Origin of the sequence: Saccharopolyspora elongata (genome assembly GCF_004348985.1) — a bacterium.
GTDB lineage: Bacteria > Actinomycetota > Actinomycetes > Mycobacteriales > Pseudonocardiaceae > Saccharopolyspora > Saccharopolyspora elongata.
Window position 1 is genome coordinate 1 of the sequence record NZ_SMKW01000133.1, and the last position, 16748, is coordinate 16748.

A 16748-nucleotide genomic window follows, 5' to 3' on the forward strand; every position below is an offset into this window, starting at 1 on the left:
GTATAAGAGACAGGTTCCTGGCGACGATGGTGCTGGCAGTGCCCGCGCTGCCGCGGCCGCGAACGCCAGGACAACCCGCGCAAGCTCGGGCTGACCAGCGCCAGCGCGGGCACTGCCAGCACCATCGTCGCCAGGAACACCCACCGCCAGCTCAACCTCTCCACCAGCAGCCCCGCCACCAGCGGGCCCACGATCGACGGCAGCAGCCACGCCCCGGCCAGCATCCCGAAGAACCGCGCCCGCAACTCCTCCGGCAACACGTGCCCCACCACGACGTACAGGGCCACCGAGATCAACCCGCCGCCCAGGCCCTGCACGATCCGGCCCGCCACCAGCACCCACATCACCGGCGCCACCCCGGCCAGCAGCAGCCCCGCGGCGAACACCGCGACCCCCACCCGCAGCGGCACCGCCGGCCCGCGCGCGTCGCTCCACCCGCCGGAGACGACCATGCTCACCACACCGGCGGCCGTCGTCCCGCCGAAAGCCACCGCGTACAGCGCCAACCCGTCCAGGGAACGCGCGACCGTCGGCATCGCCGTGGCCACCGCCACGTACTCGAAGGCCACCAGCGAGATCAACGTGAGCGCGCCGAAGGTCAGCGACCGGTAGCGGCGGGAGAACAAGCCCCCCGTGGTGGCGGAATCGACATCGATCGCGGACACGACCACCCCCGGGCGGCTCGGCGAACCAGACTGCCCCAGCGTTCAACCTCCACCGCACTCCAGGTCAAGCCGGCACCCCGGAACGGCCCGCGGCTCGGGCGCGTTTCTTCGGCCGCCGGTCCAGCCACAACTGGGCGAGGATCAGCGGGACCACCCAGCCCAGCCACGTCGTCAGCCCGGCGATCGTCGACGTCATGTACTGCTCGTTGCCGCCGAAGGTCGTCTCCAGCTGCGGGCCCAGCACCACACCTGCCACCACCCCCCACACCCGGTTGGTCACCGTGGAGATGGTCAGCACGAACGACCGCACCATCCACTTGCGGTGATCGCCGAACCGCCGCGCCCGCCCCGCACGCCACCCCGCGAGCGTGCAGCCGAACCACACCAGCCCCAGCAGCACGTTGCTCACCCGCGCCACCGGCCCGAACGGCGACTTCGCGCCGATCACCGTCGCCAGCACCGCCGCGGGCAGCACCCCGGCGAAGACGTAGGCGCGGCCGATCCAGCGGTGCGCCACCGGATACCGCCGCCGGAACGCAGGCCACACCTGGAAGCAGCAGCTCACGATCGCCACCGACCCGAACAGCACGTGCGCCACGAGCATCGGGTAGTACGGCGCGAACCCCTCCACGGGCGGCACCAGCGACTGCGCCGGATCCAACGTGAGGTACCGCGGCACCGACACCGCCACGAACACCACCACGACCAACGCCAACGGGCCCACCCACGGCCGCCGCCACCACCGCACCGCCCGCGATTCCTCCGCAACCACCGGACGTTCCGCCACCACGCTCATCGATCCACCCCGAAAAAGGAGAATGCGTACCCCGTACCTGACGCGTACACCGTATTGAACAAGGCGCCGAACATGCTGCAGTACAACGAAGAATCCTGAAAAATACAGGGAAGGCACTAGTGCGCCTGAGGGGAATCCGCAGGGTTTCCTATAATTCCTCGGGGTAGTGCACTAGTGCGAAACCGAAAGGGGAGCGATGACCACCGGATCCCGGCCCCAACCGCCGTACCTGCGCATCGCCGAGGACATCCGCGCCCGCATCGACTCCGGCCGGCTCCGCCCCGGCGACAAGGTGCCCTCGACCCGCCAGATCATCGACGAATGGGGCGTGGCCATGGCGACCGCCACCAAAGCCCTCGCCGCCCTGCGCCAGCACGGACTCGTGCACGCCGTCCCCGGCACCGGCACCCTCGTCAGCGACCCCGCGGCGCACCGCCGCACCCGGCCTCGGTCACCCCGAACCACCGAACCCGCCGGCCGCGAACGCATCGTGCGCACCGCCATCGGTATCGCCGATCGCGAAGGCCGCGCCGCGGTGTCCATGCGCCGCGTGGCCGCCGAACTCGGCGTCGGCACCATGTCCCTGTACCGGCACGTCCCCGACAAGGACGAAGTCCTCCGGCTCATGGCCGACGCCGCCTTCGCCGAAACCCCGCTGCCCGGAGCCGGCCACCGCGGCTGGCGCGCCCGCCTCGAAGAACTCGCCCGCCGGCAATGGGCCACCTACCGGCGACACCCCTGGCTCGCGCCCATCGCCCTCAACTCACTGGCCCAGCCGCCGCTGCTGCCGGCCGGCATGGCCCACGTCGAATGGCAACTCGCCACCCTCGACGGACTCGGCCTCGACCACCGCGACAAACTGCGCATCGCCGTCGGCCTCAACGGCTACGTCGGCGGCATCGCCATGAGCCACTCCCTGGAGGCGGTACTCACCCAGGAAACCGGCATCACCAGCAGGCAACGCCACGACACCGACGAACCCGAGATGTGGCACCTGCTGGGAACCGGCCGCTACCCGAACCTGGCCGCCGCCGCGACCAGCGGCGTCGAACTCGGCCTGGACGACCTGTTCGAATTCGGCCTGCACAACCAGCTCAACGGCATCGAACACCACCTCACCCACCGCGAAAAGCGCTGACCGGCCGGCGACCCGGACGCACTCCGCCGGGCACGGCCCCAGCGATCGCCACGACCACCCGGCCAGGCACCAGGCCGCCCGAACACGTCCCACGATCACAGCGAAACGACACCCAGCGCCGCCGCAACCCCAGTAGCGTCGGGCCACGGTCAGGGGAGCCACCGGCGACGAGGAGCAATTCGGGTGCCCATCGCACGCAGCAACGGATACCGGATCTCCTACCAGATCGCCGGGGACGGACCACCGCTGCTGCTGCACCCGGGCATGTTCCAGACCGGCGCGCACTGGACCCGAACCGGCTGCACCACGACCCTCGCCGCGACCCACACCGTCATCACCGTGGACCCGCTGGGCCTCGGCGCAAGCGACGCCCCGCACGACCCCGCGGCCTACACCCTGGCCCGACGCGCCGACTACGTCACCGCCGTGCTCGACGCCGCCGGCGCCACCAAAGCCGCGTTCTGGGGCTACTCGCTGGGAGCCTTCACCGGCTACGCCGTCGCCGTGCGCGCCCCCGAACGGCTCACCCGACTCGTCGCCGGCGCCTTCGACCCCATCGACGGATTCCGCTCCGCGATCGCCCCAGTGCTCCGCCACCTCGGCCTGCCGGCCGACACCGACCCCTACCCGTTCATGCACCAAGCGGCCACCGCCGACCCCGCACTGGCCGCCGTGATCGACGCCGCCGACCCCGCGGCACTGCGCGCGAACTTCCAGGCCTTCGCCCACGAACCCGGCCAGCACCACGCCCTCGCCGCCACCGACGTCCCGATGCTCATGTACGCCGGCACCGAGGACTTCTGGCACGACCCGATGCGGACCTTCGCTCAGCAGACCGGCACCGAGTTCTTCTCCCTGCCCGGAGCCGACCACCAAACCGGCTGGGACCGGGCCGCCGACGCTCTGCCCCGAGTCCTGCGGTTCCTCACCGGGGACCAGACCTGAGGGGACCGACACCTTGGACATATCGGAGCGGGAGGCCGAGCCAGCTGGCGTAGTTGGGGGACACCGGACCGCACGACGCGTCAGCTTGATCCAAAACGATCGTTCTGGTTAACTTGCCGTTGGTGACCCGCCAGCGGGCGGGACATCCGTAGCTCGGCAACCGCGGGCTCGTCACCGCCTCTGCAATAGGGGCACCGGCATGAAGGACGTCCTCCCGTCGTTGTGAACCGCCGAGTACGCCCCTGAGGTTCTCGGCTTCGCTGCAGACACTCGTGGTTCGGCGAGAGGCACTTCTGCTTTGAAGGAGAGAGTGACTGTGAAAGCCGAAGTGTCGTTGTCCGATATGACAAGTCGCCCGAGCGCCTGGCTCGGTTTGAGCTGTCGATCCCGATTCCTGCGCTCTTGCGACGCTTCCGAATTTGCCCGCCACGGAAGTAGCTGAGTTCGAGTACGCACACAACCTGGTAAACCACCTCTGCAGTGACCTCGAGCACCGGTCCGCTCGGTCTTCCACCAGGCATCACGCTAATCGGCCAACCCGCGGTGACGTCACTGGCCGCCGGTGTCATCGATTCCGCGTCGGCACCTCCACGCCGCCACGAACCGCGACAGCAATGTCAATTGACAACCTCAAAATTGGAGTACGAATGCGCGTCATCATCGTCGGCGCGGGACTCGGCGGGCTCGCGCTTGCCCGATTTCTGCGCCGCGCGGATATCGACGTACTTGTCCATGAGCGTGACGAGGCCCTTGAACAACGGCCACAGGGGGCGCGAATCCACCTCGACGAGCGTGGGCTCGGCGCGCTACACGCCTGCCTTTCCGCCTCCGAAAGCAGATTCCTTGACGCGACCCTGGGGCAGCCCGACGAGTACGTCACCATCCTCGACGAATCCGATCTCGCGATCGTGAAGCGTCGGAGGTCTACCGGTCGGGAGGGGAGTCCTGACGCGATACGACCGGGCGCGTCGGCGAGTCGTCGTATCGTGCGACGGCTCCTCGCCCATGGCGTGCACGACACGATCCGATTCGGTACGGCGTTGACCGGCTACACCGAGCACGCGGCAGGGGTCACCGCCCGGTTCGCCGACGGGACGGTGGACGAAGCCGACCTTCTCGTCGGGGCGGATGGCATCGGATCCGCTGTGCGCCGGCTACGGCTGCCCGAGGCTACGGTCAACGACAGCGGATTGCGGCTGTTGCAGGCGAAGACACCGATCACGCGTGAGCTGATCGCCACCGGTGTGATCGACCGGATCGAAGGCAGTTTTACCTTGACCGCGATCGGCGACGTGCAGGCGATCATCGGCGCGGTCCGCTTCGGAGAACAGCCCGCTGCCGCCGCGCAACGGCTCGTACCTGGCTTCGATCCGGGTGACCTGCATGACTACGTCATGTGGGGGCTGTTGTTGCGCCGTCACCAGCTCGGGGACCTCGACCGTGACTTCACCCGCCGGTCACCCGCGAGCTTGTCCGACCATCTACGGACCGTCACCGCGACGGCTCACCCCGTGTTTCGGCTCCTGCTCGACCAGGCATTTCCCGACCAGTTCTTCGGCCTGGCAATGGGAACCTCCCGCGAAGTCCCCGCGTGGACACCGGGCCGGGTCACCTTGCTCGGAGACGCCATCCACGCGATGTTGCCCACCAGGGCGTCAGGGGCCAACTCCGCCCTGCAGGACGCGCGCCGGCTCGCCGACGCGATCCTGTCCGTGCACCCCGGCGGCCGGGCATGGGAGCACGCGATCGGCGGCTACGAACACCTGCTCCGACGCGACGGTTTCCAGGCGGTGCGGGCTTCGTTGAACGGTGTCCGCGAGCTCGATGAAGATCACACAGCCGCCGTAGCACCAGTCGACTCGTAGAACGTCATGTCTGGCGTCGCTCGAGCTGCGCCATCGTCTTGGCCGGCGGGGGGGGGGACCTCGCTGGCCAAGTGAGTGTTGTGCAATTCAAGACGCACACATGACGACCTCGAACACGCCTCAACATTTGCTCTAGTGTGGGCAGGCGTCCGGGGCGTTTCACAGCCAGGCACGGCGATCAACCACTCCGGCTCCCAGCACACGTCTGCGTCGACACCTCACCTGATCGGTAGGCTGAGATGATGACACTCCGGGAACGGCCACGTCGGGGTCCCATCCGCAGAGAACAGATCGCGGCCGCAGCCTTGACCGTTCTTCTCGATCGCGGCTACGCAGGCACGTCGATCCGAGCCATCGCCGAGCAAGCCGGCTGCTCCCTGGAAACGCTGTACCGGCACTTCGAAAACAAGGAATCCCTGTTCCTCGAGTTGGTCAACTCTTTGCGGCAGCGCATAGTCGAGCCCTTGCGCCACGCAGCCGCCTCACCCCTCACCGGCCGCGATCTAAAAGAGGCGCTCACGCACGCCGGCACACTTCTCTTCGACGTTCTCACCAGCGATGAAGGCCTAAAAATGCAACGCCTGACCTTCGCTGAATCAGGTCGATTCCCCCAGCTGGGACGGCTCGTCTACGACGAGGGCATCAGACACTTCGACAACGCCGTTGCCACTATCCTCAGCGACGCTGCCGCGCGTGGGCTCCTGCAGTGCCCCGACCCACACGAGGCAGCACGTATATTCAGCGGCATGATCTTGTTCGATCCACGAGAACGACTGCTCTTAGGAATTGAGCAACCACAGTCGCGTGGCGACCGCTCCGATTACATAGAACGCGTCACCACACTTTTCCTCACCGGAAATCGCAGCTCCACGACGACCACCACCCCGGCAGAAACCTCCCAATAAGATGACCTGAGTCACCGGCTGGCACCCGCGATAAAGCGAGGCGACCGATGGGTGACGGCCGGCGTTCTCGCCAGTCTTGATCACGAGTTTCTGCGCGATCTAGGGCATCGCGGCACCCTTGTCGGGGGTTGAGGAACATCGGAACGAAAACTGGCGCTAAGTCGTGACCTGCTGGTTTACGAGTTGACCTTGGTCGCTGACTGCTGCTGAGGTACGCCGTGGTTCCGCCACGGATGCGGCGGTGGCAACGTTCCAGCTCATCTGCCAGGCCTGGTCGCTGATGCGGTCTGGCCGCAGCTTGTCGACGTTGTAGAAGTTGTCCAGGAAGTCCTTCAGGTAGGCGGGGCGGTCGGCAACGATGGCCGCCATGATCTCGTCGAACACGCTCTGGTCGACGCCTTCGGGGTTGTCGTCGGTCTTGAGCAGAAACGGCGGCACCGAAGCCAAGAGCACCGCCTTGCGGACCCGCTGGGAGCCGTAGGTGCCCAGGTAGCGGGTCACCTCGCCGGTCCCCATGGAGAATCCGACCAACGTGGTGTCGCGCAGGTCCAGGGTCTCCATCAGCGTGTTGAGGTCGGCTGGTGTCCAGCGAGACGGGGGCGCGCTGGACACCAAGCCCACGTGTGCACGGTTGGCGCGGAACCTGCTTCTCAGAATCCGAAGTCGCTGAGTCCGGGATGGTCGTCGGGACGACGGCCAAGCGGCCAGAAGTACTTGCGCTCGGATTCGGCGATCGGGAGGGTGTTGATCGAGGCGTGGCGGGTGTGCATCAGGCCGTGCTCGTCGAACTCCCAGTTCTCGTTGCCGTAGGAGCGGTACCAGTTGCCGGCGTCGTCGCGGTGCTCGTAGGCGAAGCGCACCGCGATGCGGTCACCGTCGTAGGCCCACAACTCCTTGATCAGCCGGTAGTCGAGCTCGGTAGTCCACTTGCGGGTCAGCAGCGCGACGATCTCGTCGCGGCCGGTGGCGAACTCCGAGCGGTTGCGCCAGCGGGATTCCTTCGTGTAGCCCAGCGACACCTTCCGAGGGTCACGGGAATTCCAGGCGTCCTCGGCCAGTCGAACCTTCTCAAGGGCGGTCTCCCGGGTGAACGGTGGCACCGGCGGGCGGGTCGTGTCGGTCATGTCAACTCCTCCGAGTTCTGGGACTCCACGCGAGTCCGGTAAGCAGCTCGACAACCGGGAGAACGCTCGTTCTCGCGATATCTGCTACGGTAGAGAACGATGGTTCTCCGCGCAAGGGGGGTACAGATGTTGGACCAGGAAACGGCCCGGGAACGGGTGCTGGAGGCGGCCGAGGAGCTGTTCTACTCCCGGGGTATCCAGGCGGTCGGGATGGATGCGGTGCGCAACGCTTCCGGGGTGTCACTTAAGCGCCTCTACCAGGTGTTCCCGTCCAAGGAGGCGCTCGTGCGGGAGTTCCTGCACCACCGCGACCTGCGGTGGCGGCGGGCCCTCGCCGTCCACGTTGACGCGCAGCCGACGCCCGAGGAGCGGATCGTCGCGGTCTTCGACTGGCTGCACACGTGGTTCTCCGAACCGGATTACCGCGGATGTGCCTTCATCAACTCCTTCGGCGAGCTCGGGGCGGTCTCGGCCGAGGTCGCCGAGCAGGTCCGGCAGCACAAGCAGGCCTTCCAGGACTACCTCGCAGGCCTGGTGGCGGCGACCGGTCGGCCCGCCGAACTGGCCGAGCAACTCGCTTTGCTCGCCGAAGGGGCGATCACCACCGCCGCGATCTCCGGCTCCCCCGAACCAGCACTCCGCGCACGCGATGCCGCCCGCCTGCTGATGCGAACGCCCAGGGAGGGCGACGAGGAGGTCACGCCCGCCCATCCCCAGTAGCTCGTCCAGCCAGCGGCTCCTCACGCAACTACGGTGGATGCGACCCCTGGGCGGGGGCGGCACCATGACCAAGCCCGGCGCATTCTCTGCAGGAGATCAGCACCGCGCGGCGGAGCTAGCCGTCATGCATCCCAGGAAATCGAGACCGCCGTCCGCGAGAACATCCCGCTCACCGTGCTGATCTGGGAGGGCAACGGCTACGGGCTCATCGAGTGGAAGATGAACCTCGAAGTCGGCGAACACGCCGCCACGTCCTTCACCAACCCGGACATCGTTCGCTACGCGGAGAGTTTCGAAGCGAAGGGATACCGAATAGCCAGCGCCGCAGACCTGCTGCCCACGCTGCGCACCGCGCTGGGCGACCCCGGAGTCTCGGTCATCGCCTGCCCGGTCGACTACAGCGAGAACCTCCGCCTCACCCGCCGCCTCGGCCAGCTCGACGCACCAGGCCCCAGGGTCAAACCCGTCGGTGTCGCCACCGACCGCCACACCGCATCCGAGGCCCGGAAACCTTCCACGCCACCAGATCGCGCTGCCGCTACAGGAAACCCGGCAATGCGCTCATCACCACGATGTGCAGGCGCGGTCATACCGAACCGGATCCGCAGAAGAAGAAGCCGGGTACGGAAGGAGAATCCGCACCCGGCGCCGGCCTCACCGCGAGGCCATCAACTCGTCGAACGACGGGAACCGCTCCGCGGTGTCCGTGGCGCAGAAATCGCCCACCCAGCCGTCCTCGTCGTGGAAGAACCGGATCGCCACGAAATCCGGGCGCGTCCCCATGTCGAACCAGTGCGTGGTGTTCGCCGGCACGCTCAGCAGGTCACCCGCCTCGCACAGCACCGCGTACACCTTCCCGCCGATGTGCAGGTAGAAGACCCCGGCACCGCGGGCGAAGAACCGGTCCTCGTCATCGTCGTGGGTGTGCTCCGACAGGAACTTCTCCCGCGCCGCCTTCGCCTGCTGCGCCCACTCCGGATCACCGTCGCGCGGCGTCATCACCGCCGCGTCCACCTTGATGTAGCCCTCGGCGTCGATGACCCGGTCGACCTCGGCGCGATACGCGGCCAGCACGTCGTCGGCGGACGCGTCCGCCGCCAGTTCCTTGAGTTCCCAGCGCTCGAAGCGCACCCCGAACTGCTTGAGGACGTCCGCGATCCGCTCGCCGTCCTCGGTGCGCAGCTCCACCGCGCCGGGATCGGTGTCCGGCCACACAGTCAGCAACGTCATGCCAAACCCTCCTGGATTCCGTTCGTGGCCAAGGTGAACTGGAACAGCCAGTCCAAGCATTCCGTGCGGTGCCGTGCCTGCACCAGATCCCGGCCCCACACGTACAAGCCGTGCCGGGCCACGATCACCGCCGGTGTCGCGGCGTCGAAACCCGCCTCGAACGCATCACCCAACACGCCCATGTCCTGGCTGTTGGGCACCACCGGCACCGTCATCACATCGTCGTCGCGGCGTCCGAGACCCTTGAGCATCTCCAGATCCCGCAGCACCACGCCACCGGGCCAGCGCTGCCCGGCCACCACGGCCGAGAGCATGTGCACGTGCACCACCGCACCCGCGCCGGCCACCGCCGCGATCCGCGCGTGCAACCCCGCCTCCGCCGACGGCCGCTGCGCGGGATTGGGCTGATCGGGCACCGCCGCCCCGGCGGAGTCCACGACCACCACGTCCTCGCCGGTCAGCTCGCCCTTGTCCAGTCCGCTGGCCGTCACCGCCAGCCGCAGCGGCTCCCGCTGCAACGTCACCGACAGGTTGCCGGACGTGCCGCGCATCCAGCCCAGCCCCGCCATCCGCGCCGACTCCGCGGCCAACGCCGCCCCGGCCTGCTCCAGACCGACGCTCACACGATCACCCCAAGCTCAACATCGTCGAAAGTGGACACCACCGGGTGCGATCCGAAATCGGCGTCCGCGAACGGCTCCCCGGCCCGGGCCACGCCCACGGTCCGCCAGCCCGCCGCCGCGGCGGCATCCAGCTCGGCCGGCACATCCGAGAGGAACACGATCTCGCCCGAGGCCGAACCCAGCCCCGCGGCGATCGCGTCGTAGGAGGCGCGCTCCCGCTTCGGCCCGGCGTTGACCGTGTCGAAGTGGTGCGAGAACAGCCCCCGCAGGTCACCGGAGGTCGTGTTGGAGAACGACGCGACCTGCCCGGCCACCGACCCCGAGGAGAACACCGCCAGCCGCAGGCCCCGGTCCAGCCACGACCGCAACGCCGGCACCACGTCCGCGAAGTAGTCGGTGGTCAGGTCCCCGCGGGCGTACCCATCGGCCCAGATCAGCCCCTGCAACGTCTTCAACGGGCTGGCCTTGCGGTCGGCGTCCATCCAGCCGTGCAGCACCGCCACCACCTCGGCGGTGCCGGCCTGCTCGCCCAACCCGGCGTCGGCCTTGACCTGCGCCACCGCCCCGGCGACCACCGGATCGTCGCCGTGCGCGTCGATCCACGGCCCCAGCCGCGGCCGCGCGTAGTCGTAGAGCACCACGTGCACCTGGCTGGTGGCGGTCAGCGTTCCCTCGATGTCCAGCACGACCCACCTGGCCGCGACCTGCACGCTCACCGTGCCGTCCCCCGTTCCTCGTTCCAGTACTCGTGCACCCGGTCCGGCGCGAACGCGCCCTGGTCGGTCACCACCGTGGTCACGAACCGCGGATCGGTGATGTCGAAGGCCGGGTACAGTCCCCGCACCCGCTCGCTGGCGCTGCGCCGCCCCAGGGTGTGCAGCACCTCGTCGCCGTCGCGGAACTCGATCGGCACATCCGCGCCGGTGGCCGAGGCCGGATCCGGGGCGTGGCACAACGCGTGGAAGGGCACCCCGAAGGCGTTCGCGGCCACCGCCAGCTGCAACGTCCCCACCTTGTTGATCACGTGCCCGTCCATGGTGACCCGGTCGCTCGCGGTCACCAACGCGTCGATCTCGCCCGCCCGCATCAGCGACGCCGGCATGCCGTCGGTGACCAGCGTGGTGTCCACGCCCATCTCCGCCAGCGTCTCCGCGGTCAGCCGCGCGCCCTGCAGGTACGGGCGGGTCTCGGTGCACACGAACGACGGCCGTTTGCCGGTCTCCAGCGCCGCCTCGACCAGCCCCACCAGGTACAGATCGCCCCAGCAGTGCGTCAGGACCCGGCCGCCCTCCGGCAGCAGAGCCGCACCGGCGCGCCCCATCTCACGGCTGCGCCGCCGGTAGTCCTCGTCGCCGGCCCGCGCACCGGTCAGCGCCGCGGCGGCCACGTCATCGCCGCCGGTGTCCACCGACGCCATGACCCACTCCACGGCCTTGCGCGGCTGGTCGTTGGTCGGGCGGGTGGCGATCAACCGGTCGCCGGCGGCCCGCAGCCGCTCGCGCGCGGTCTCCGGATCCTGCCCGGCCGTCTCCCGAGCGGCCAGCACCATGCCCCACAGCACCGCGAAGTACGGCCCGGACGACTGCGTCACCATGTCCTCGATCGCCGCGGCGACCTCCTCGACGGTGCGGGCGTGCACCCACCGGTGCTCGAACGGGAACACCCGGCGATCCAGGATGTGGACCCCGTCCTCGGCCAGCCGCACGCTGTCGGCCAGCGTCGGCAACCCCGGGCGTGCGGCAGGTGGTGGCATCGAATCCTCAACTAGCGCAATAGCAGGTGAACAGGTTTTCACCAGGGTATCGATCCCGGGCGCCGCACCGGCAACACGATCCACATCGCGGAACCGGTAGGGTTCCGGTACCGACCATGATCGGACGGTCAGCGGCCCGGCGACACCGGGACCGCGGTGCGACACCGGGCCCGCGCCACCGCCCATTCCGGGATGTCTCCCGAGGGCCGCGCCGAGGCCGAGTCGAGCCCCGCGTCCGACCCCGTGCCACGTCACACGAGCACCCGGCCGCGCCCGGGCGCGAGATCCTGGAGGCCAACCAGTGATCGACTCCCGGCCCACCGAGACCGGCCCCGTCCTGCGGGTCACCGACATCGACGTCGTCCGCGACGGGAACTACCTGCTGCAGTCGATCTCGCTGGAGGTCCACCGCGGCCAGCACTGGGCGCTGCTGGGCGCCAACGGCGCCGGCAAGAGCACCCTGCTGAACCTCCTCGGCGCCGTCAGCCACCCCACCCGCGGAACGGTCGAAGTCCTCGGGCACCGGCTCGGCCGGGTCGACATGCGGCAACTGCGCTCCTACGTCGGCCACATCAACCCCCGCCACCCCCTGCAGAGCCCGCTGCGGGTCCGCGACGTCGTGCTCACCGGCGCCACCAACACCACCGAACCGGTCCCGCGCTGGCAGCCCACCGACGAACAGTCCCGGCAGGCCGACCGCCTGATCGGCATGCTCGGCATGGGCGGCAAGACCGATGCCCGCTGGACCACCCTTTCCCAGGGCGAACGCGGCCGCGCCCTCATCGCCCGCGCCCTCATGCCCCTCCCGCGGCTGCTGCTGCTCGACGAACCCGCCACCGGCCTGGACCTCGCAGCCCGCGAACAGCTGCTCACCAGCCTCGACGAACTGCGCGCCGAACACCCCGAACTGGCCACCGTGCTGGTGACCCACCACCTCGAAGAACTCCCCGCCAGCACCACCCACGCCATGCTGCTGCGCGAAGGTCGCTGCCTGGCCGCTGGGGGAGTGGACGATGTGCTGACCACCGACGAGGTCAGCAAGTGCTTCGACCACCCGGTCCGCATCACCCGAACCGACGGCCGCTGGCACGCCCGCGCCGACCGATGAGCGGCGTACGTCAGATGGACGCGGCCAGCCAGATCCCGAGGCCGACCAGGCTGAGTCCGCACACGGCCTCGATCGCCCGCACGCCTCGCGCCGGCAGTGCTCGCCGGAACAGCGCGATAGCTCCGGCGCAGATCCAGCACCACAGCAGTGAGGCGGCGAAGAACCCGATGAAGAAGACAGCCATCGATTGCCAAGACGGTTCCTCGCCGAGGGCACCACTCACGGCCGCGGCGGCGCCACCCCAGTAGACGACGTTCATGGGATTCGTCAGGGACATGGCCGCACCGACCGAGAGCCCCTGCCGCAGCAGCCGACGCGCACGCCGCAACCGCTCCTGGAGGTGCCAGGCATACGGCGGCGTCCCGGTCGCCTGCGTGAACCGCCTGGTGAAGGTCTCTCGCGACCAGCCAAGCTGGGCGGCTACCTGCCCAATGCTCAACGGCTCCAACGACTCCCGACCAGCGTCGCCCGAGAGCCAGGAGTGCGCTTGCGCCACCTCAGGCGAAAACCGCCCGGGACCGAGGGGCGCCTGGGTGAACACCGCGTCGAGCAGCCGCTGGACCAGGTGAGGTGTGGTGGCGTCCACCGGCGACAAGGCCAACCTCAACAGCTCGGCTCTCAGCGCTGGTGCTGTCACGACCGGCTCGTGGAACTCCGCCTCGTAGCCGAGCTTGCGCGTGACGACCTCCGGGGCGACGTAGACGCTGACGCACGACCACCGCTCGTCATCGCCGACCACGGCTTGGCACGATTGCACCTCGCCCGGGTTGTACAGGGTCAGTTCGTCAGTGCCCAGCGTGAAATGGCGACGATCCAGCCGGACGTCCTCGACACCGCAGACGTTCGTGCTGATGACGTACTCGTCATGGCTGTGCCGGGCGAACCCACCCGACGCAGGCGCAGCGACGAAGAGCTCGATCCCGTCCTGCTACCACACCTGCACCCGACCAGTCTAGGTTCGCCGCGGATAACGGAGCGTTATCTGTGCCCACGGCGAACACCACGGCGACTGGCGCCCACGCGGGCTTAGCGCTGCCCACCGTTCCGGTGTTCCGCAACCCCGGTCTCGGTCGCCGCGTGCTGGGCGACGGGCTCGTTGCCGGTGAAGGTGCGCATCACCTCGGCGACCTGGCCGAGGTAGTCGGCGACTGCGCGTCGGGCCGGCTCGTCCAGTTCGTCGGTGATGCTCGCAACCGAGTCGGTCAGTGGCCGCACCGCGGCCAGGGAGCGGGTCGCGGCCGTCTCGGTGACGGCCAGCACGACCCTGCGGCGGTCGCCGGCGTCTCGTTCGCGTCGCACGTAGCCGGCCTGCTCCGCCTGGACATCGACAAGCCCACGCCGGCCCAACTCCGCGAACGCATCGAGCGCCTCGCAGCCGACACCGTCGTCCGCAAGAACCTCACCAGCATGCGTGAAGCGATCCGAGCCGCTGGCGGCGCCGACGCCGGAGCCACCGCAATCGAGAACCACCTGTCCTGACGATCCCGCTCAGCTGGATGCGATCTGCGCTGACGGCGGTACTCCGGCTAGATGAGCAGGTGAGCTGAGGCGTCCTTTGGCTTGCGGGCCGCCTGGCCGGTCACGGCGCTGGCGGTCGTCACGACCTACGTCGCCCCGCACATGGCGATCACCGCGGGCCTGGACCTGCAAGCCCGCGATCGCTTCCACGACGCCCCGGCCGGTGACCGGCGTGGCCACCGCCGCGAAAGTGCTGACCGCCTTGGTGCTCGTGTGCGACGTGCTGGAGACTCCCTGGGCGCACTCGCGCCGGACCAAACCGCGTGGGAAGGCGGCCACCACACCGCTTTCTGCGCGGTCGTCAGCGAAGGGAGCGGCTACCCGCAGTCGATCCTGGTGCCCGTCTCCGACCTGCGTCCCGACGCGGTGAACACCCCGAAAAGCCGTTGTGGGCCGGGTGGGACGCCCCACCCGGCCCACAAGAGCGCGGATCAGTCCGTGCCGTACTCCATCGCGGCCCGGTCGAGGGTCTGACCCTCCTCGGAGTCCCGGCCGCGGGAGGCGATCGCCTCGGCACCACCCTGCGGCATCGCCCCGATCAGCCCTGTCGACGCCGCCTGCGCGGCACCGATGAGCGCCGGGTGACCGGTGCCGACCATGCCGATGCCCGCGTACTGCTCCAGCTTGGCGCGCGAGTCCGCGATGTCGAGGTTGCGCATCGTGAGCTGGCCGATCCGGTCCACCGGGCCGAACGCCGAGTCCTCGGTGCGCTCCATCGACAGCTTGTCCGGGTGGTAGCTGAACGCCGGGCCGGTGGTGTCCAGGATCGAGTAGTCCTCACCACGCCGCAGCCGCAGCGTCACCTCGCCGGTGATCGCCGTGCCGACCCAGCGCTGCAGCGACTCCCGCACCATCAGCGCTTGCGGGTCCAGCCACCGGCCCTCGTACATCAACCGGCCCAGCCGCCGGCCCTCGTTGTGGTAGTACGCCAGGGTGTCCTCGTTGTGGATCGCGTTGACCAGCCTCTCGTACGCGGCGTGCAGCAACGCCATCCCCGGCGCCTCGTAGATGCCGCGGCTCTTGGCCTCGATCACCCGGTTCTCGATCTGGTCCGACATGCCCAGGCCGTGCCGGCCGCCGATCGCGTTCGCCTCGATCACCAGGTCGACCGCGGTGGCGAACTTCTTGCCGTTGATCGTCACCGGGCGGCCCTGCTCGAAGCCGATCGTCACGTCCTCGGTGGCGACCTCGACCTCCGGATCCCAGAACCGCACGCCCATGATCGGGTCCACGGTCTCGATGCCGGTGTCGAGGTGCTCCAGCGTCTTGGCCTCGTGGGTCGCGCCCCAGATGTTGGCGTCGGTCGAGTAGGCCTTCTCGGCGCTGTCCCGGTAGGGCAGGTCGTGCGCCAGCAGCCACTCCGACATCTCCTTGCGGCCACCGAGCTCGGACACGAAGTCCGCGTCCAGCCACGGCTTGTAGATGCGCAGCTGCGGGTTGGCCAGCAGGCCGTACCGGTAGAACCGCTCGATGTCGTTGCCCTTGTAGGTCGAGCCGTCGCCCCAGATCTGCACGTCGTCCTCGAGCATCGCCCGGACCAGCAGGGTTCCCGTGACGGCCCGGCCCAGCGGCGTGGTGTTGAAGTACGGGCGCCCGGCGGAGCGGATGTGGAACGCACCGCAGGTGAGCGCGGCCAAGCCCTCCTCGACCAGCGCCGCGCGGCAGTCGACCAGGCGCGCGAGCTCGGCACCGTAGGTCAGCGCACGACCGGGCACCGAGGCGATGTCGGGCTCGTCGTACTGGCCGATGTCGGCGGTGTAGGTGCACGGGACGGCGCCCTTGTCGCGCATCCACGCGACCGCGACAGAGGTGTCGAGGCCCCCGGAGAAGGCGATGCCGACGCGCTCGCCGGTGGGCAGGGAGGTGAGAACCTTGGACATGGAAGAGAGTATGCATTGCGACGTATGATCATGCAAAACTGGGGTGCACGACAGCCCACGCCGCAACTCGGAAACCCCAGGAAACCACGTCAACGCCGCAACTCCGGCTACAGGACTCCTTCTAGTGGAAGTCGTCAGGCTGCGCCCGGATCGCCCTGGGTGCAGCCCATGTCGATGACATGCGGAGTCCGCGGACGCGCTGGCCTCCGACCGCGGACCACGACGACTGCCAGTCGGGGATGTACTCCGTCCCGAACTGGGTGAATGCCGTTGGATCGGTGTGGAACGTGGTCGGCTCGACGATGTCGGCCAGGCTTGCGCCGACGGCTTCGAGGGCGACCGTGGCTCGATTTTACACAACAGTCGTTATGAAAATTGTGTGGCAGAATCGGCGGGGTGCCGAACACGAAGGCCCGGCTGCCGGGTGGCGATGGCGGAACCGAGCCGGCCGTGCAGCGTGGCCGCCCGACCGGGGACC

Annotated in this window: 18 protein-coding genes and 1 pseudogene; 8 read left to right on the forward strand and 11 right to left on the reverse strand. The window is 68.9% G+C overall.

The genetic code is table 11. The features are described from left to right. On the reverse strand, positions 1-665 hold a 665-nt coding region (locus E1288_RS43710; RefSeq protein WP_235884229.1), incomplete at its 3' end, for an MFS transporter. A gap of 64 nt (positions 666-729) precedes the next feature. After that, the gene (locus tag E1288_RS43715) at positions 730-1461 is read right to left on the reverse strand and encodes a DUF2306 domain-containing protein (RefSeq protein ID WP_132494897.1); all 732 of its coding nucleotides are present in this window, start codon (positions 1459-1461) and stop codon (positions 730-732) included. 196 nt (positions 1462-1657) lie between these two features. On the opposite strand from E1288_RS43715, the gene E1288_RS43720 reads away from it, so the two are divergent. The 4 genes from E1288_RS43720 to E1288_RS43735 all read left to right on the forward strand — a co-directional run bounded on the left by E1288_RS43720 (position 1658) and on the right by E1288_RS43735 (position 6314). Continuing rightward, the gene (locus E1288_RS43720; RefSeq protein WP_132494899.1) at positions 1658-2599 is read left to right on the forward strand and encodes a TetR/AcrR family transcriptional regulator C-terminal domain-containing protein; all 942 of its coding nucleotides are present in this window, start codon (positions 1658-1660) and stop codon (positions 2597-2599) included. A 183-nt stretch (positions 2600-2782) separates the two neighbouring features. Then, positions 2783-3544: an alpha/beta fold hydrolase gene (locus E1288_RS43725; RefSeq protein WP_132494901.1), complete on the forward strand. Its 762-nt coding sequence runs from the start codon at positions 2783-2785 to the stop codon at positions 3542-3544. 647 nt (positions 3545-4191) lie between these two features. After that, positions 4192-5409, forward strand: coding sequence for an FAD-dependent oxidoreductase (locus tag E1288_RS43730; protein WP_165968590.1), 1218 nt, complete (start codon positions 4192-4194; stop codon positions 5407-5409). Positions 5410-5651: 242 nt separating this feature from the next. Continuing rightward, entirely contained in the window at positions 5652-6314 is a 663-nt protein-coding gene (locus E1288_RS43735; RefSeq protein ID WP_165968591.1) for a TetR/AcrR family transcriptional regulator, read from the forward strand. Between the two features lie 156 nt (positions 6315-6470). Here the strand turns inward: E1288_RS43735 and E1288_RS43745 are convergent, their stop codons facing one another. Together E1288_RS43745 and E1288_RS43750 are read right to left on the reverse strand one after the other, a co-directional pair. After that, positions 6471-6926, reverse strand: coding sequence for an alpha/beta fold hydrolase (locus E1288_RS43745; RefSeq protein WP_235884230.1), 456 nt, complete (start codon positions 6924-6926; stop codon positions 6471-6473). A 38-nt stretch (positions 6927-6964) separates the two neighbouring features. Further along, positions 6965-7438 carry a nuclear transport factor 2 family protein gene (locus tag E1288_RS43750; protein ID WP_132494907.1) on the reverse strand — a complete coding sequence of 158 codons (474 nt, stop codon included), beginning with the start codon at positions 7436-7438 and terminating at the stop codon, positions 6965-6967. Between the two features lie 126 nt (positions 7439-7564). On the opposite strand from E1288_RS43750, the gene E1288_RS43755 reads away from it, so the two are divergent. Next, complete coding sequence (locus E1288_RS43755) at positions 7565-8158, forward strand: TetR/AcrR family transcriptional regulator (RefSeq protein ID WP_132494909.1); 594 nt, start codon at positions 7565-7567, stop codon at positions 8156-8158. A gap of 33 nt (positions 8159-8191) precedes the next feature. Then, positions 8192-8530 (forward strand): annotated as a pseudogene (locus tag E1288_RS50025) (thiamine pyrophosphate-dependent enzyme); the annotation flags it as partial. Between the two features lie 282 nt (positions 8531-8812). Here E1288_RS50025 and E1288_RS43765 read toward each other — a convergent pair. The 4 genes from E1288_RS43765 to E1288_RS43780 are packed head-to-tail and all read right to left on the reverse strand — an operon-like array spanning position 8813 to position 11764. Then, positions 8813-9388, reverse strand: a complete 576-nt coding sequence (locus E1288_RS43765; RefSeq protein WP_132494910.1) for a 1,2-dihydroxy-3-keto-5-methylthiopentene dioxygenase — start codon at positions 9386-9388, stop codon at positions 8813-8815. Beyond that, on the reverse strand, positions 9385-10011 hold the full coding sequence (gene mtnB, locus E1288_RS43770) for a methylthioribulose 1-phosphate dehydratase (RefSeq protein ID WP_132494912.1): 627 nt from the start codon (positions 10009-10011) through the stop codon (positions 9385-9387). Before mtnB ends, E1288_RS43765 begins: the two co-directional genes overlap by 4 nt. Beyond that, positions 10008-10727, reverse strand: coding sequence for an acireductone synthase (gene mtnC / locus E1288_RS43775; protein ID WP_132494914.1), 720 nt, complete (start codon positions 10725-10727; stop codon positions 10008-10010). The genes mtnB and mtnC overlap by 4 nt, the downstream gene beginning before the upstream one ends. Beyond that, positions 10724-11764, reverse strand: coding sequence for a s-methyl-5-thioribose-1-phosphate isomerase (locus tag E1288_RS43780; RefSeq protein ID WP_132494916.1), 1041 nt, complete (start codon positions 11762-11764; stop codon positions 10724-10726). Before E1288_RS43780 ends, mtnC begins: the two co-directional genes overlap by 4 nt. Positions 11765-12065: 301 nt before the next feature. Between E1288_RS43780 and E1288_RS43785 the strand changes: the two genes are divergently transcribed. After that, positions 12066-12872 carry an ABC transporter ATP-binding protein gene (locus tag E1288_RS43785; protein WP_132494918.1) on the forward strand — a complete coding sequence of 269 codons (807 nt, stop codon included), beginning with the start codon at positions 12066-12068 and terminating at the stop codon, positions 12870-12872. Positions 12873-12882: 10 nt separating this feature from the next. Here the strand turns inward: E1288_RS43785 and E1288_RS48390 are convergent, their stop codons facing one another. After that, entirely contained in the window at positions 12883-13791 is a 909-nt protein-coding gene (locus E1288_RS48390) for a LysE family transporter (protein ID WP_268952024.1), read from the reverse strand. A gap of 107 nt (positions 13792-13898) precedes the next feature. Further along, the gene (locus E1288_RS43795; RefSeq protein WP_132494922.1) at positions 13899-14342 is read right to left on the reverse strand and encodes a MarR family winged helix-turn-helix transcriptional regulator; all 444 of its coding nucleotides are present in this window, start codon (positions 14340-14342) and stop codon (positions 13899-13901) included. A 90-nt stretch (positions 14343-14432) separates the two neighbouring features. On the opposite strand from E1288_RS43795, the gene E1288_RS43800 reads away from it, so the two are divergent. Next, positions 14433-14864: a hypothetical protein gene (locus tag E1288_RS43800; RefSeq protein ID WP_132494924.1), complete on the forward strand. Its 432-nt coding sequence runs from the start codon at positions 14433-14435 to the stop codon at positions 14862-14864. Here E1288_RS43800 and argG read toward each other — a convergent pair. Further along, the gene (argG, locus tag E1288_RS43805) at positions 14822-16270 is read right to left on the reverse strand and encodes an argininosuccinate synthase (protein ID WP_132494926.1); all 1449 of its coding nucleotides are present in this window, start codon (positions 16268-16270) and stop codon (positions 14822-14824) included. The genes E1288_RS43800 and argG overlap by 43 nt on opposite strands. Positions 16271-16748: the final 478 nt, after the last annotated feature.

Excerpts from the sequence above, each read along its gene's own strand:
- E1288_RS43715 (WP_132494897.1), bottom strand. The coding sequence starts at position 1,461 with ATGAGCGTGGTGGCGGAACGTCCGGTGGTTGCGGAGGAATCGCGGGCG.
- E1288_RS43720 (WP_132494899.1), top strand. The coding sequence starts at position 1,658 with ATGACCACCGGATCCCGGCCCCAACCGCCGTACCTGCGCATCGCCGAG.
- E1288_RS43730 (WP_165968590.1), top strand. The coding sequence starts at position 4,192 with ATGCGCGTCATCATCGTCGGCGCGGGACTCGGCGGGCTCGCGCTTGCC.
- E1288_RS43735 (WP_165968591.1), top strand. The coding sequence starts at position 5,652 with ATGACACTCCGGGAACGGCCACGTCGGGGTCCCATCCGCAGAGAACAG.
- E1288_RS43750 (WP_132494907.1), bottom strand. The coding sequence starts at position 7,438 with ATGACCGACACGACCCGCCCGCCGGTGCCACCGTTCACCCGGGAGACC.
- E1288_RS43755 (WP_132494909.1), top strand. The coding sequence starts at position 7,565 with ATGTTGGACCAGGAAACGGCCCGGGAACGGGTGCTGGAGGCGGCCGAG.
- E1288_RS43765 (WP_132494910.1), bottom strand. The coding sequence starts at position 9,388 with ATGACGTTGCTGACTGTGTGGCCGGACACCGATCCCGGCGCGGTGGAG.
- E1288_RS43780 (WP_132494916.1), bottom strand. The coding sequence starts at position 11,764 with ATGCCACCACCTGCCGCACGCCCGGGGTTGCCGACGCTGGCCGACAGC.
- argG (WP_132494926.1), bottom strand. The coding sequence starts at position 16,270 with ATGTCCAAGGTTCTCACCTCCCTGCCCACCGGCGAGCGCGTCGGCATC.